This window comes from Amycolatopsis thailandensis (assembly GCF_002234405.1).
Lineage (GTDB): Bacteria > Actinomycetota > Actinomycetes > Mycobacteriales > Pseudonocardiaceae > Amycolatopsis > Amycolatopsis thailandensis.
Window position 1 is genome coordinate 1 of the sequence record NZ_NMQT01000117.1, and the last position, 15,456, is coordinate 15,456.

12 protein-coding genes are annotated in these 15,456 nt (G+C 70.8%); 4 read left to right on the forward strand and 8 right to left on the reverse strand.

Going from position 1 to position 15,456, the window contains the following annotated elements; genetic code table 11:
- Nucleotides 1-234 precede the first annotated feature (234 nt).
- The 3 genes from CFP71_RS31065 to CFP71_RS31075 form a co-directional block, all read right to left on the reverse strand.
- Entirely contained in the window at nt 235-2,076 is a 1,842-nt protein-coding gene (locus tag CFP71_RS31065) for a M48 family metallopeptidase (RefSeq protein WP_244199908.1), read from the reverse strand.
- 161 nt (nt 2,077-2,237) lie between these two features.
- Nucleotides 2,238-3,071: an aldo/keto reductase gene (locus CFP71_RS31070; protein ID WP_093937519.1), complete on the reverse strand. Its 834-nt coding sequence runs from the start codon at nt 3,069-3,071 to the stop codon at nt 2,238-2,240.
- Between the two features lie 30 nt (nt 3,072-3,101).
- The gene (locus CFP71_RS31075) at nt 3,102-4,283 is read right to left on the reverse strand and encodes an MFS transporter (protein ID WP_093937520.1); all 1,182 of its coding nucleotides are present in this window, start codon (nt 4,281-4,283) and stop codon (nt 3,102-3,104) included.
- A 142-nt stretch (nt 4,284-4,425) separates the two neighbouring features.
- On the opposite strand from CFP71_RS31075, the gene CFP71_RS31080 reads away from it, so the two are divergent.
- The 3 genes from CFP71_RS31080 to CFP71_RS31090 all read left to right on the forward strand — a co-directional run bounded on the left by CFP71_RS31080 (nt 4,426) and on the right by CFP71_RS31090 (nt 6,950).
- Complete coding sequence (locus tag CFP71_RS31080; protein ID WP_093937521.1) at nt 4,426-4,878, forward strand: MarR family winged helix-turn-helix transcriptional regulator; 453 nt, start codon at nt 4,426-4,428, stop codon at nt 4,876-4,878.
- 91 nt (nt 4,879-4,969) lie between these two features.
- A complete protein-coding gene (locus CFP71_RS31085; protein WP_093937522.1) occupies nt 4,970-6,427 on the forward strand; it encodes an amidohydrolase in 1,458 nt (485 codons plus the stop codon).
- A gap of 58 nt (nt 6,428-6,485) precedes the next feature.
- Nucleotides 6,486-6,950, forward strand: coding sequence for a DUF2127 domain-containing protein (locus tag CFP71_RS31090; RefSeq protein ID WP_093937523.1), 465 nt, complete (start codon nt 6,486-6,488; stop codon nt 6,948-6,950).
- Between the two features lie 9 nt (nt 6,951-6,959).
- Here CFP71_RS31090 and CFP71_RS31095 read toward each other — a convergent pair whose 3' ends face one another.
- The 5 genes from CFP71_RS31095 to CFP71_RS31120 form a co-directional block, all read right to left on the reverse strand.
- Nucleotides 6,960-7,658 (reverse strand): PP2C family protein-serine/threonine phosphatase, encoded by a 699-nt coding sequence (locus tag CFP71_RS31095; RefSeq protein ID WP_093937524.1) that lies wholly within the window; start codon nt 7,656-7,658, stop codon nt 6,960-6,962.
- Nucleotides 7,659-8,125: 467 nt separating this feature from the next.
- Nucleotides 8,126-9,982 carry a glycosyltransferase family 39 protein gene (locus CFP71_RS31105; protein ID WP_093937526.1) on the reverse strand — a complete coding sequence of 619 codons (1,857 nt, stop codon included), beginning with the start codon at nt 9,980-9,982 and terminating at the stop codon, nt 8,126-8,128.
- A 4-nt stretch (nt 9,983-9,986) separates the two neighbouring features.
- Nucleotides 9,987-11,240 (reverse strand): bifunctional glycosyltransferase family 2/GtrA family protein, encoded by a 1,254-nt coding sequence (locus tag CFP71_RS31110; protein WP_167406338.1) that lies wholly within the window; start codon nt 11,238-11,240, stop codon nt 9,987-9,989.
- Nucleotides 11,241-11,314: 74 nt separating this feature from the next.
- Nucleotides 11,315-13,198, reverse strand: coding sequence for an ArnT family glycosyltransferase (locus CFP71_RS31115; RefSeq protein ID WP_208636077.1), 1,884 nt, complete (start codon nt 13,196-13,198; stop codon nt 11,315-11,317).
- A gap of 4 nt (nt 13,199-13,202) precedes the next feature.
- Nucleotides 13,203-14,735, reverse strand: a complete 1,533-nt coding sequence (locus tag CFP71_RS31120; protein ID WP_093937527.1) for a sensor histidine kinase — start codon at nt 14,733-14,735, stop codon at nt 13,203-13,205.
- Nucleotides 14,736-14,895: 160 nt separating this feature from the next.
- Here CFP71_RS31120 and CFP71_RS31125 point away from each other — a divergent pair, with 160 nt between their 5' ends.
- Nucleotides 14,896-15,438 (forward strand): hypothetical protein, encoded by a 543-nt coding sequence (locus CFP71_RS31125; RefSeq protein ID WP_093937528.1) that lies wholly within the window; start codon nt 14,896-14,898, stop codon nt 15,436-15,438.
- Nucleotides 15,439-15,456 lie beyond the last annotated feature (18 nt).

The window sequence follows — 15,456 nt, forward strand, 5'->3', positions numbered from 1 at the left end:
CGCAACCTTGAACGTTGCGAACGTGGCTTTCGCAACACCTCCCGACCCGCCAGATCGCGCCGAGCCAAGGCACGAGGCCGGGCGGTGGCGGTTCCCGGTACTTGTTCCCAATGTCGCATTCGAGACGCTCAGCGACACGAATGCGACATTGGGACCCCCCGCCGAGACCACGAACTCGCGACCTTTGCCTTACCGCCCAACAAAACCCGAATCGCCACTCACGACAAACCCGCGTCAAGCCTTCAGTGACTTGAAGAACGCCGCCAGTTCGTCATGAGCGGTCCCGAAGTCCTCGGTGTTGCCGGTCATCGCGAGTTCCAGCGTCTCGCCGTCGGACAGTTCCAGCGTCAGGTACTCGGTCAGCTTCCGGCGGGAGAAACCGCCCGCGACGATGTCCGTGAACGGGATCCGCCGCGCGCCCGGTTCGGCACGCAGATCGTCGAGGCCGCGCTCCCGCAGCTTCCGGATCCGCTTGCGATCCGAAACGCCGCGCGCCCCGATCAGCCCGGCGAGGCCACGGCGGAGGAGCACCGCTCGCGACATCGGCAGGAGAACCACTTCCGAGTCGCAGACGATCAGGTCGTAGAGGCTCCGCTTGGCCTTCAGCGCGGTGAACACGCCGAGCATCCGGGCCTCGGCCGGATCCGGCTCCCGCTGGGGTTCTTGCTTGCAGAAGTATCCGGCTGGCACGTTCAGCAGTTGCAGGTTGTGGACCAGTTCGTCGACCGCGCGGGGGCTCCGCACCGCCGGGGCGACCAGTTCGACGACGTCGAACGGCTCGCCGTCGCCCAGGCACAGTTCCCAGCCGCCGCCCCAATTCAGGCGGTGCGCGGCGACCCCGTTGTCGATCATCGCGGCGGTGACGGTGTCGGCGAACAACTCGGCCAGCAGTTCGCGGCCCTCTTCTCGGGACGGGGCCCGCAGGGGTTTGGCGAGCGCGTCGGCGTCACCGTCGCGCAGGACCCGCACGACCTCGCCGATCGTGCCGCGTGGCGCCAGCCTGCTCTCGATCCCGGCGGAGGTCAGCAGCTTCGCGCCCTCCGCGACCGAAGCGCGCCCCGCGCGTTTGATGACCTCGTCCCAGTCCGCCCGCGGCCCGACGTCGCGGATCAGCACGTCCAGTTCCGCTTCGGGCACGTCGACCTTCGGCGCGCCCAGCAGTGCCCAGCCCGGCCGCGCGTCCGGCTTCACCGGGTTGTCCGGCACGCCGGCGAGCGCGGCGATGCGGCGCTTCGTGGGCGGATGGCTGTCGTACTTCGACAGCTCTTCGCCGTCGAGGACGTCTTCGGCGTACTCGGCCACCCAGTCCCGCTGGACCGGGTGATTGAGGTACGAACGGAACCCCAGCAGCACCGCGGGCGTGCGCCGCGCCGTCGCGCCGAGCGAGAGGTAGCGCTCGGCGTAGTCCTTCCAGAGCGGGCTCAGCGTCGCGGCCTTCCGCAGCGCCGCGGCCGCCGTCCGGCTTCCGGCGGCGAGCACGGACGCCTCGTCGGCCTGGAGTTCCTGCCGCCGGTTCGCCGACCGGGCGACCAGCAGGTACAGCTTCGAGTAGGCGGAAAGCAGGGCCCTGGCGGGGCCGCCGTCCAGCCTGTCGACGGTGAAGGCGAGCGTTTGCGTGCCGCGGTAGGTCAGCGCGAGCAGGCGGGTGTGGCCGCCGCTGTAGTGACCGAGTTCGTGCGCGAGCACGGAGCGTAGTTCGCTCACGCTCATCGCGGCCAGTAGCGGCAGCCCGATCAGCATCGTGCGTCGGCCGGGCCGCAGGCCGAGGAACCGGGCGTCCTCGCTGACCGCCGCGTTGATCTCGCCGATCAGCACGATCTCGTCCGGCGGCCGCGTCTTCACCTGGGCGGCGAGGTCGTCGATCATCTCCCACAGCGCGGGATGGGCGTCACGCTCCAGCCGCGGCCCTTCGATCGGGGGACGCCGGGCCCGCAACGCGCTCACCAGCCCGAAGCCGAGCGCGATCATGATCGCCAGCCCGCCGAGCATGACGTAGGTGCCCGTTTTGCCCGGGATCCGCAGGCCCGCCAGCACGCTGGCGACACCCACCGCGACGACCGCCAGTGGGAACGCCACGAGCAGAAGTGTCGCGAGGACGGCGCGTCCTCGGGCCTGCATCGTCCGGTTACCTCTTTTCGCACAACTGCCGTCAGTGCGGCCGAATAGTAACCGGCTGTCCAAGACCTCGTGAGCGGTAAGGACGGTTCCAACCGTCCTTACCGCTCACGAGGCTGGTGCTAGGCGACGTTGAAGGTGTCGGGATCCGGCCCGGTCCGCTCGCCCCGGTCCAGCACGGACAGCGAGGCGATGTCCTCGTCCGACAGCGTGAATCCGAAGACGTCGAGGTTCTCCTTGATCCGCGACGGCGTCACGGACTTCGGGATCACGACGTTGCCCAGCTGCAGGTGCCACCGCAGGACGATCTGCGCCGGAGTGCGGCCGTGCTTCGAGGCCAGCGCCTTGATCGCGTCTTCGCCGAGGAGGTCGCCGCCCTTGGCCAGCGGGCTCCACGCCTCGGTCGCGATGCCGTGCTTCGCGTCGAACTCGCGCACCTCGGCCTGCTGCAGGTACGGGTGCACCTCGACCTGGTTGACCGCCGGGGTCACCGAACCGGCGTCGAGCAGCCGCTCGAGGTGGGCGGGCTGGAAGTTGGACACGCCGATCGCGCGCACCCGGCCGTCGGCGTAGAGCTTCTCGAAGGCCTTCCACGTGTCGCGGTAGAGGTCGCGCTCGGGGGTGGGCCAGTGGATCAGGTAGAGGTCCAGCTGCTCCAGGCCCAGCTTGGCCAGGCTGGCGTCGAACGCCTTCAGCGTGGCGTCGTAGCCCTGTTCGCTGTTCCACAGCTTGGTGGTGATGAACAGCTCGTCGCGGGCGATCCCGGACTCGGCGAGGGCCCGGCCGACGCCCGCTTCGTTGCCGTAGACGGCGGCGGTGTCGATGCTGCGGTAGCCCGCGTCCAGCGCGGCCTTGACCGCGGCGGTCGTCTCCTCGTCCGGTACCTGGAAGACGCCGAACCCGAGCTGCGGCATCTCCACCCCGTTGGTGAGCTTGACGGTGGGAATGTCGGTCACTTGCTTTCCTTTCGTGGGTGTTTCCGTGGGTCAGGCGGCGGGGGCCAGTTCGGCGCGACGAGCCTTTCGCCGCCCGTGATCGAGCATGCCTGACACGACCGCGACCAGCAGCCCGGCGAGCGCGAGCGCGGCGCCGATCCAGTTGGGCGCGGTGTAGCCGAGACCGGCGTCGATGGCCTTGCCGCCGAGCCACGCGCCCCCGGCGTTGCCGAGGTTGAACGCGGCGATGTTGGCGGCCGACGCCAGCGCGGGAGCGCCTTCGGCCTTGTCCATGACGCGGGCCTGCAACGGCGCGACGGTCGCGAAACCGGCGGCGCCGAAGACGGCGATGGTGATCGCGGCGGGGAGCTGGGCGTGCGCGGTGAAGACGAACACGACCAGCACGGCCGCGAGCGCTGCGAGGATGACGTACAGACTGGGCATCAGCGACCGGTCGGCCGCCTTGCCGCCGAGCAGGTTCCCGACGAACAGCCCGGCGCCGAACAGCACCAGCAGCCAGGTCACCGCGCCGGAGGAGAAGCCCGCGACCTCGGTCATCATCGGGGCGATGTAGGTGAACGACGCGAACACCCCGGCGAAGCCGAGCGCGGTCATCGCCAGCGCGAGCCACACCTGCGGACGCCGGAACACGGCGAGTTCGCTGCGCAGTCCCGCGCTCTGTGTCGTCGCCTGGGCGGGGACCAGCGCGAGGATCCCGATCAGGCCGAGCACGCCGAGGACGCTGACCGCCCAGAACGTCGAGCGCCAGCCGAGCGCCTGGCCGAGCGCGGTCCCGGCGGGGACGCCGAGGACGTTGGCGACGGTCAGCCCGGTGAACATCATCGCGATGGCGCTGGCTTGTCTGGCGGGCGCGACCAGTGAGGCGGCGACGACGGCGCCGACACCGAAGAACGCGCCGTGCGAGAGCGCGGCGACCACGCGGCCGGTCATCAGCAGGCCGTAAGTGGGGGCCAGCGCCGAGACGACGTTCCCGGCGATGAACAGGACCATCAGGCCGACCAGGACCGTCTTGCGCGGCACCCGCGACGCGAGCGCGGTCAGCAGCGGGGCGCCGACCACGACGCCGAGCGCGTATCCGGAGATCAGCAGCCCGGCGGACGGGATCGAGACGCCGAAGTCGCCCGCGACCTCGGGCAGCAGGCCCATGATCACGAACTCGGTGGTGCCGATACCGAAGGCGCTGATCGCCAGTGCGAGCAGAGCGGCAGGCATGGGAGCTCACTTCTTCCCGTAGAGTGGTGTTAACTGGCGTTGGCAACTACAAGCGTCCGAAATAGTTGCACGCGCCGTATATTGCACACGCTTGATGATGCATGACGCAACGAAGTTCGGGCAACCGGGGAAGAGGTGAACCGTGTCACTGGCCGATGACGCCGTGGAGGCACGCGCGCAGGGCTGGCGGACCCTCGCCGCACTGCACGCGCGGATCGAGGACGCGCTCGAACGCGCGCTGGCGCAGAAGCACGAACTGTCCGTCACCGAGTACACCGTGCTGGACGTGCTCGCCCGTCAGGACGGATTCCACCTGCGGATGAACCAGCTGTCGAACGCCGTCGTGCTCAGCCAGTCGGCGACGACGCGGCTGGTGACGCGGCTGGAGAGCAGGGGGCTGCTCCAGCGGTACCTGTGCCCGGACGACCGGCGGGGGATCTACACGGAGGTCACGCCGTCGGGGCAGGAACTGCTCGCGGCCGCGCGGCCGACGCACGACACCGTCCTCACCGAGGCGCTGGCCGCCGCCGAAGAGCTCCCCGAGCTCGCGCCTTTGGTCGCCGCGCTCGGAAAGCTCACCTTCGCCCGCTCCTGACTTCCCGCATTTCGTCCTCTGAATGCGGTAGTTGCGTGTGCAAGGACCGCATTCAGAGGACGAAACGCGGCCGGCCTGGCAAGGTGAGAGCGTGGACGATCTTCTGGTGCGCCGGGTCCGGGTCGGCTTGGCGGGTTCCCTGTCGGACGTACTGATCAAGGGCGGCCGGATCGCGGCCATCGCGGGCCCGGGGCAAGCGGGTGCGGCGTCGGAGAGCCTGGACGGGCACGGCGGCACGCTGCTGCCCGGTCTCGTCGACGCGCACGTGCACACCGCGCAGTGGTCGGCCGCGCGCCGCCGGATCCCGCTGGGGGAGGCGACGTCCGCCGCGCACACGGTCGAGCTCGTGCTCGCCCACCTGCTGGCGCGTCCCGTACCTCCGGGCGAACTCGTGCTCGGCGCCGGGTTCCGCGACGGCCTCTGGCCCGACGCCCCGCACAAGGACCTGTTGCAGAGGGCACTTCCCGGGCACCCCGTCGCCCTGTTCAGCGCCGACCTCCACACGCTGTGGCTCAGCCCCGCCGCGCTGAAGCTCATCGGCCGCGAGCACCCGACCGGCGTGCTGCTGGAGAACGACTGCATGAGCGCGACGGCCGAACTCCCCGTCGCGCCCGACGACGTCATCGACGGCTGGGTCGCCGACGCGCTCGCCGCGGCGGCCGCCCGCGGCGTCACCAAGATCGTCGACTACGAGTACACCGACACCGTCACCGACTGGTGCCGACGGCTGGCCCGGAAACCCTTGCCGGTCCGTGTCTCCTGCGTGATCGCGAAGCACCTGCTCGAGACCGCCGTCGAACGCGGCCATCGCACCGGAGACGTTCTCGAAGACACCGGAGGGCTGCTCACGGTCGGCCCGTTCAAGCTGTTCGTCGACGGTTCGCTCAACACCCGCACCGCGTACTGCGTGGGGCACTACGCCGGAACCGAGTCCCACGGGCTGCTCGAACTGCCGCCCGGGGAGCTGGAATCGTTGATGCGCAAGGCTTCCGAGAACGGGCTCATTCCGGCGGTGCACGCGATCGGCGACCACGCCAACAAGATCGCGCTCGACGCCTTCGCGAACGTCGGCTGCCCGGGCCGCATCGAGCACGCGCAGCTGCTGCTCGCCGAGGACGTCGCCCGCTTCGCCGAACTGGGTGTCGTGGCGAGCGTGCAGCCCGCCCATCAGCCGGACGACCGCGACGTCGCCGACCGGCACTGGCACGGCTGGACCGATCGGGCCTTCCCTTACGGCGCTTTGCATCGCTCCGGGGTGACGCTGGAGTTCGGCTCGGACGCGCCCGTCGCGCCGCTGGACCCGTGGGACGCGATCGCGTCGGCGATCAGCCGCACCGACGACCACCGCCCGCCGTGGCATCCCGAGCAGGTCATGCCACTGGAGGCCGCGCTCGCGGCGTCGTCCGGCGGCCGGACCGGGGTGGCCGTCGGGGACGTCGCGGATCTGGTCGTCACCGCGGTGGATCCGTCGAGGCTGTCCCCGGAGGGACTACGCGACATCCCGGTCACCGCCACCGTGATGAACGGCCGGATCACCTACACGGCGTAAGTCCCGGGCGGGAACGGCCGAGTGCCCCCAAGGTGAGGTGAACGCGGAGGGAGCGCCCATGAGCACCGAGAAGCTGTTCCGGATCGCCATCACCCTGAAGGGGCTCGACGGCGCTTTACAGCTGGTGGGCGGGCTCGTCCTGATGATCGTCCCGGCGTCGGCCGTCACCGGTTTCGCGCACGCGGTGGTCACCCGTGACCTGCTCGGCGACCCCGAGGGGACGCTGGCCCGGCACCTCGAACTCGCGGCCGGTCATTTCGTCGAGGGCCGGACGTTCGCCGTGGTGTACCTCGTCGCGCACGGGCTCATCAAGCTCGGCCTGGTCTGGGCGCTGGCGCGCAAGGTGACGCGCGCCTACCCCGTCGCCGCGGTGGTGCTTTCGGCTTTCGTGGTCTACGAGATCTTCCGTGCGATCCACACGCACTCGCTCGCGCTGCCGTTCTTCGCCGCCCTCGACGTCGTGATCGTCGTGCTGGTGCTGCGCGAGTATCGGCAACTCAAGAGGGATCGCGTCGCGGCCTGACCGCCCGGTTCAGGCCGCGACGCGAAACTTTTCCGTGGCGAGATCCGCACCGGGCGGATCCACCACGATCGCGGTGGCGTTGTCGGAGCCACCGAGCGAGATCGCCGTCCGTACCAGCTCCGCCGCCGCCCCGTCCGGCATCCCGAGGATGCCGAGCATGGCCGGCCCGCTGAGCGTCTTGTGCACGCCGTCGCTGGTGAGCAGAAGCCCTCCGGTCGTGACGGTGGCCGTGCCGATCTCGTGAGTACCGGCCGTGCGGACGCTGGTGGTGACGACGTGTTCCATCCGCGGTGTCACGGGCTGGTCGTGGTCGCGGAAGTACTGCGCGAGCGTATGGTCCTTCGTCACCTGCCGCACGGTGTAACCGTCCCAAGCGTACGCCCGCGCGTCCCCGAGCCATGCGATGCCATACCCCTCGTCGGTCCGGACGGCCACGACGAGGACGCAGTCACCGGTCCCGCCGAGGGCGAGCACGGCGCGCTGAGCAGCCAAAACGGCCGCGACCGCACCTTGCCCGACCGGGTTCCGGGCCGCCGCCGAAGCAGCCGTCCGCGCCGCTTGTGCCGCGTTCGGGTGATCTCCGACTCCATCGGCCAGTGCGAACACGATTCCCGCCCCGCCCGCCGCCGCGTACGCCCCGACGGCGTCCGCGTTGTGCTCGCGCGGCCCCCGCGCGCTCGCCGTGTGCCAGTGTGGAAGTTCCCTCATGGTCTTCTCCTCACCCCGGGGTGATCGCCTGCCTCCAGAGTGCGCCCGGATCCTGTGCGGGGGCTGAGGGCAGGGTGAAAGACAGCTGTCGGTCACGTTCGCCGGGGTCACGCAGCCGTGCTTGGAAACGTGACTCGCGTGCTTGAAGACGTGACTCGCGTGTTTGGAGGCGGAACTCAGGAGTGCGGCCTCTGATCACGCGAGTTCCGCCTTCAAGCACGCATGATCCGCCTCCAAGCACGCGAGATCCGGGTCTGATCACGCGAGTTCCGGCGGTGAGTTTCGCCTGCACGTCACCGAAGTAGTGCCAGACCGGCCAGCCGAGCGAGATCCAGTCGCGCAGCAGGTCCGCGTCACCGGCGCGTTCGACCAGCGTCCCGAGCTGGTCGGGGCGCGCGAGGTCCCAGCGGTACGGCCGATTCGCGCCGTCCAGGATTCCCGTGCGCCCCAACACTTGCCGAAGCATTTCAGGAGAGCAGGCGATACACCGTCTGCTCGCCGACGGTGGTGGCGGTGAAGTTCGCCGCCACCCATTCGGAGATCTCGTTCGAGCCGCCGCCGGGGCCACCGCCTCGGCCGCCCTCGACGTAGTAGGTGATCTCGCCGTCGGCCACGTACTGCTGGAACTCCGCCAGCGTCGGCGCAGGATCCGAACCGCTCCAGCCGCCGATGCCGATCACCGACTTCCCGCTCGCGAGTTCCAGGTTCGCCGCCGACTGCGAACTCGACGTCGCCGCCGCCCATTTCGTCGTGGTCGCGGCGAGTACGGTGCCGAGTTCCGTAGACGCGCTCTCCTCCATCCCGGGACCGCCCATGCCACGCTCACCACCCGTGGCCGGACCGGAGATCGGGATCGAGCCGGAATGCGCCTGCGAAGCGGTCTCGACGGCGTACGCGGCGGTGCCGAGGCCGACGGTCAGCACGGCGGCCGTCGCGACGACGGCGACGAGTTCGCGCAGCGGCGGGACACCCACCAGCACGACGGTCGCGGTCACCAGGCCGAGGCCGACGATGACCCAGCGCAGTACGGGCAGCCAGTCGGCGTCGCGGTCGAGCAGGATGTACGCCCAGACGGCGCTGGCCGCGATCATCAGCGACAGGAACACCCGCGGCGCGAGATGCGCCCGGCCGCGCCAGAGCGAGGTCCCGGAGATCGCCACCACGGCGGCGATCGACGGCGCCAGCGCGACGGCGTAGTACGGGTGCACGATGCCGCTCATGTAGCTGAACACCAGCGCGGTGACGAGCATCCAGCCACCCCAGACGACCAGCGCGGCCCTGGTCCGGTCGGTCCCGGCGGCCCGCCTGGTGAACCACAGCCCCGCGACCAGCCCGATCAGCGCGGCGGGCAGCAGCCACGACACCTCACCGCCGAAGCTGGCGCCGAACATCCGGGTCAGGCCGCTCTCGCCGCCGAAGCCGACGTTCCCGCCGCTCATCCCGCCGCCCGGGCCGCCGACCATGACGCCCCCGCCACCGCCGCTCCCGCCGAAGATCCGGCCGAGACCGTTGTAGCCCAGCGCCAGTTCGAGCAGGCTGTCGTCGGCCGAACCACCGATGTACGGACGCGACGCCGTCGGCCACAGATCGACCAGCGCGATGAACCAGCCCGCCGAGACGACCACCGACACCACTGCTCCGGCCAAATGCAGCAGGCGTTTGCCCAGCGAGGCCGGCGCGGCGATCAGGTAGGCGAGGCCGAGCGCGGGCAGCACCAGGAACGCCTGCATCATCTTGGTCAGGAAGCCGAATCCGATCGCCACACCGGCGAACATCAGCCAACGCGGGCTCGCCTTCTCGATCGCGCGGATCGTGCAGTACGCGCCGGCGATCAGCAGCAGCGTCAGCAGCGCGTCCGGGTTGTTGAACTTGAACATCAGCGCGGCGACCGGCGTGAGCGCGAACGCCGCCCCGGCGAACAGGCCGGCGACCGGCCCGGAGGTCCGCTTCACCGTCAGGTACAGCAGGCCGACCGAAGCGACCCCCATCAGCGCCTGCGGGGCCAGGACCGTGAAGCTGGAGAAGCCGAAGAGCCGGGCGAACGCCGTCGTGACCCAGAGCGCGGCCGGGGGTTTGTCGACGGTCAGCACGTTGCCGGCGTCGAGGGAGCCGAACAGCCACGCCTTCCAGTCCTGCGTGCCGGACTGCACCGCCGCCGCGTAGAACGAGTTGCCGTAGCCGGAGGCTGTCAGGTTCCAGAAGTACAGCAGCGCGGTGGCGGCGAGCAGGCCGAAGACCGCGGGACGGACCCAGCGGCCCGGCGGCTTCGCGACGTCTTCCTCGACAGGGCGGGGTTCGACCCGGGAAGCGAGTGCGGTGGTCATGGGGTCAGCTCTCCATCTCGGTGGCGGGCCGGCGGCGGAAGACCCAGCCGCGCAGCAACAGGAAGCGCAGGACGGTGGCCGCGAGGTTCGCGAGCACGAGGACGGTGATCTCGAGCGGCAGTCCCGGTGCCGTCATCGTGTGCAGCAGCGCCAGCGCGCCGCTGGTGAGCGCGAGCCCGAGGCCGAACACGACGAGGCCCTGGAATTGGTGCATTCCGGCGCCTTCCCGGCCGCGGATGCCGAAGGTCAGGCGCCGGTTGAGCGCGGTGTTGCCGACCGCGGTCACCAGCAGCGCGGCGAAGTTCGCCACCTGGGCGCCGGTGAAGGTCCGCAGCAGCAGGAACAGCACGAGATAGGCGATGGTGCTGGCGACGCCGACGGCGGCGAACCGCACCAGTTGCCGCACCAGGCTCGGCGCCACCCCGGGCGCCTGGACCTGGATCGGCGCGCGGCCGAGCTGCTCACGCAGATCACCGATCGGGATCCGGCCGGTCATCGTCGCCTTGGTCAGCCGCGCGATGCCTTTGAGGTCGGCGGTCGCGGTGGCGACGATGTTCACCGACGAATCCGGGTCGTCGACCCAGTCCACCGGGACCTCGTGGATCCGCAGCCCGGCTTTCTGGGCCAGCACCAGCAATTCGGTGTCGAAGAACCAGCCGGTGTCGTGGATGTGGGGGAGCAGCCGCTCGGCGACGTCGGCGCGGATCGCCTTGAACCCGCACTGCGCGTCGCTGAACCTCGCGGCCAGCGTGCCGCGCAGGATCAGGTTGTAGCAGCGGGAAATGAACTCCCGCTTCGGGCCACGCACCACGCGCGCGCCGCGGGCGAGCCTGCTGCCGATGGCGAGGTCGGAGTGCCCGGACAGCAGCGGCGCCACGAGGGGGCCGAGCGCGGCCAGATCGGTCGAGAGGTCGACGTCCATGTAGGCCAGCACCGGAGCGTCCGAAGTGGACCAAACCGCGCGCAGCGCCCGGCCGCGACCTTTCTCCTCGAGACGGCGGACTTCGACGTCCTCGAACTCGCGGCTCAGTCGTTCGGCGACGCGCAGGGTGCCGTCCGTGCTGGCGTTGTCCGCGACGGTGATCCGGAACGGGTACGGGAACTGCTCCGCGAGATGCGCGTGCAGCCGCCGGATGCACGGTTCGAGGTCGGTCTCCTCGTTGTAGACCGGGATGACGACGTCGAGAACGGCGGAGCCGGTGGGGGCGATGGCGGGGCGGCGGCCGGTTTCGGCGCCGGAGAGGATCGCGGCTGTCATATCGTCAATCTCGGCCATCGCGCTGAGGCCGGCTTGTGCCGAAGCTGTGCCGGCGCTGTGTTCCGCCACGGGATTCACCGGCTCAGGTCGTAGACGGTGACACCGTCCACAGTGGTCGGTTCGTAGGTCTGCGCGACCCATTCGGCGATCCGCTCGGCGGCGTCGCTGCCGGTCTCGCCGCGCATCATCATGCCCTCGCCCAGGAAGTAGTGGATCCGTCCATTTCGGACGTACTCCTGGAACTGTTCCAGGGTGGGAGCCGGATCCGTGCCGTTGAACCCGCCCACTGCCATCACCGGGGACCCGCCGCCGAGCTGGTAGCCCGCCGCGTTGTTGGAGCCCACGGTCGCCGCCGCCCAGGTGTACTTTTCACTGTCTTTCCGGAGCAGCGCGACCAGTTCGTCGCCGGGCAGGCTCGTCCCGAGCAAACCCCCGCCAGGCCCGCCTTGCCCGCCGATGACGATCCCACCGCCACCCGGCCCCATGCCGCGGCCGATCGCCGGACCCGCCGAGGGCAACGCGCCGGAATGCGGGGTCGCCGCTGTCGCGACCGTGTACGCGCCGGTTCCGGCGAGAACGGTGACCAGTGCGCCGACGGCGACCAAACGCCTTGCCACGTCAGGCAATCGTGCGGCGAAGAACACCAGGAACGCGCAGAGGAGACCCGCCACGAGAATGGCGATCCCCAGTGCGGGAAGCCAGTCGGATTGCCGTGACAGCAAGAGGTACGTCGTCAGCGCGGTCAAGCCGATCCCGGCGCTCAAGGCGCCCGCGGCGGCCGGATTCCCCCGGGCGCGCCACAGCTGCGTGCCCGCGATGCCGACGAGACCGGCGATCGCGGGGCCGAGCGCGATCATGTAGTAGGCGTGGATGATGCCGCCCATGTAGCTGAACACCACGGCGGTCACCAGGAACCAGCCGCCCCACACGATCAGCGCCGCGCGGCCGCGGTCGGTGCGAGGGGCCCGGCGGGTGAACCACAGCCCGGCGGCCAGCGCGAGCACGGCGGCGGGGAGCAGCCAGGCGATCCCACCCGCCATTTCGCTGCCGAACAACCGGGCCCAGCCGGTACCGCCCCAGCCGCCGCCGGGGCTTCCGCCGACACTGCCGACCTCGTCGCCGGTGATGCGGCCGAAACCGTTGTAGCCGAAGACCAGTTCCCACAGGCTGTTCTCCTGCGAGCCGCCGATGTACGGGCGGTCGGCGGCGGGCCACAGCGCGACGACGGCGAGATACCAGCCGGCGGAGACGATGGTCGCGCCCAAAGCCCCGAGCAAGTGCAGCAGACGTTTGCCCGGCGAGGCCGGCGCGGCGATCAGGTAGGCGAGCGCGAACGCGGGCAGCACCAGGAACGCTTGCAGCATCTTGGCGAGGAAGCCGAACCCGACGGCGACCCCGGCCAGCGCCAGCCAGCGCGGGCTAGCGTTCTCCAGCGCGCGGACGACGCAGTAGGCGCCCGCGACCAGGAGCAGCACGAGCAGCGCGTCGGGGTTGTTGAACCGGAACATCAGCGCGGCGGCGGGGGTGAGGGCCAGGACGGCGCCCGCCAGCAGCCCCGCGGCCGGGCCGGACGTCCGGCGCACCGCGGCGAACAGCAGCGCCACCGAGCCGATTCCCATCAGTGCCTGCGGCACCAGGATGCTCCAGGCGTTGACGCCGAACAGGCGCGCGGAAAGGCTCATCACCCACAACGCGGCCGGTGTCTTGTCGACCGTGATCGCGTTCGCGGCGTCGCTGGAGCCGAAGAACAGCGCTTTCCAGCTCAGCGATCCCGCCTGGGCGGCCGCCGAGTAGAAGGCGTTGGCCCAGCCGGATTCCCCGAGGTTCCACAGATAGAGGACGGCGGTCGCGAGCAGAAGCGCGGCCAGTGAGGCCCGGACCCGGCGCGGGCCGTCGGGCCTGCCTCGGGCGGGGGGAGCGGCTTGATCGGCTTCGTCGCGGGAGGCGAGGAGGGTCATGGCCTCAGCGTCGGATCTCGACCTGGGGCGGGGTTGTGCCGAAGCTGTGCACCCGCTGTGAGGGCGCGATCACCGGCAGATGGACGGCGAACTCGGTGTGCCCCGGACGGCTGTGCACCTCGATCGTGCCGTGATGGGCCACGACGATGGCCGACGTGATCGCCATCCCGAGCCCGGTGCTGCCCGCCGCGCGCGAACGCGAGGTGTCGCCGCGGGCGAAGCGTTCGAACACACTGGGCAGGAGTTCGGGCGCGATACCGGGTCCGTCGTCGGTGACGGTCAGCACCGCCGCGCCGGTGCGGGAACGGCTCAGCTCGGTGACCACCACGGTGCCCGGCGGGGTGTGCGTGCGCGCGTTGGACAGCAGGTTCGCCAGCGCCTGGTGCAGACGCTGGACGTCGCCGCGGACGAGCACGGGTACCCGGGGCAGACGGAGTTCCCAGCGGTGTTCCGGACCGGCGACGTGCGCGTCGCCGACGGCGTCCGCGGCCAGCCGGACGAGATCGACCTGGCCCGCTTCGAGCGGTCGTCCGGCGTCGAGTCTCGCCAGCAGGAGGAGGTCCTCGACGAGCGTCGTCATCCGGGCGGCCTCGGACTGGATCCGCGACAGCGAACGCGCGACCTCCGGTGGGACCAGCGCGCTGCCACGGCCGGCGAGTTCGGCGTACCCGCGGATCGCCGCGAGCGGGGTGCGGAGTTCGTGGCTAGCGTCCGCGACGAACCGGCGGACGCGGGTCTCGCTGGCGTGGCGGGCTTCCAGCGCCTGCGCGATGTGTCCGAGCATGAGGTTCAGCGCCGAACCGACCTGGCCGACCTCGGTGCGCGGATCGGTGTCGATCTCGGGCACCCGCACGGAAAGCGCGACCTGGCCGCGGTCCAGCCGCATCGCCGACACCCGGCCGGCGGTCGCCGCGACCCGGTCGAGCGGCCGCAGCGTGCGCCGGACCGCGAACGCGCCGAGGAACCCGGCACCGGCGACACCTGCGGCCGCGACCCCGAACAGGATCCACCCGACGGTGGACAACGTGTCCTGCATCGGCCCGAGCGGGAGCCCGGTGACGACCACGCCGCCGGGGATCGAGGCGGCCTGCACGCGGTAGTCGCCGAGACCGCCGAGCGTCATCGTCATCGGCGGCCGGTCCGCCGGGATCGCGAACAGGCCGCTCTCCTGCTCGGCCGACAGTCCCTGCGGAAGTCCTTGCACGGTGAGGACTCCCGCGTAAAGCACCCTGTCGCCCGAGTAGCGGACGCTGAGCGTCCCGGAGGCCTGGCCCGGCGCGTTGAGCGGGTCGGGCCCGAGGCCGTCCTCCGGCGGACGGTTCGCGAAGTCGTGGGCCCGGGCCGACGCGGCCGAGAGCTGGCCGTCGATCTGGCCGGTGAGGAACGACCGCAGGGCGATCTCGCTGGCGACGCCGATCACCAGGCAGACGAAGGTGAGCAACAGCACCATCGAACCGGTCAGCTTGGCGCGCAGGGAAAGCCGCCCGGGCCGGGACCACCGGCGCGGGCCGGTGGTCGGGACCGAACCGGTTGCCATGCCCCCGAGCGTGCGCCGGGGTCGTATGTACGCCTTGTGTCCCGCCTGTGAGCCCGCTGTGCGCGTGCGTGTCACAGAAAGGTCTGACGGCGGGCACAGGTCCGGCACAGCCGCGGTGCGGACGGTGGGGGCAACGCCGAGACCACAGGAGTCGAAGACCATGAACGAAACCACTTCCGCCACACCCGCCACCCCTGCCTCTCCGTCCACTTCGGACTGGGGTGCTTCTTCTTCGCGAGGCGGGAAACGCAAAGCAGTCGTCGCGGGCGCGGCCGCCGCGGTGCTCGCCGTCGGTGGCGGTGCGGCGATCTGGGCCGCCGGTTCGTCGGCCGACACCGCGTCCGCGGCTCCGGGTGGTGCCCCGGGCGGCGGGGCGGGCATGGGTGGCCCCGGCGGTTCCCGTGCCCTTCACGGCGAGTACGTCGTGTCGGACGGCAACGGCGGCTACACCACGCAGCTCACGCAGACCGGGAAGGTGACCGAACTGAGCGCGACGTCGCTGACAGCGGTGAGCGACGACGGCTACAGCAAGGTCTACACGATCGACTCGTCGGTGGTGAACGGCGTCGCGACCGGTGACACGGTCACCGTCGTCGCCACGACTTCCGGCACGACCGCGACCGCGCAGTCGGTGCGGGAGTCGGCAGGGGAGGGCCAGGGGCCGCCCTCCGGCGGCGATGGCGGGACGCCGCCGGGCCAGTGACCCGCCCGCAGCCTGCAA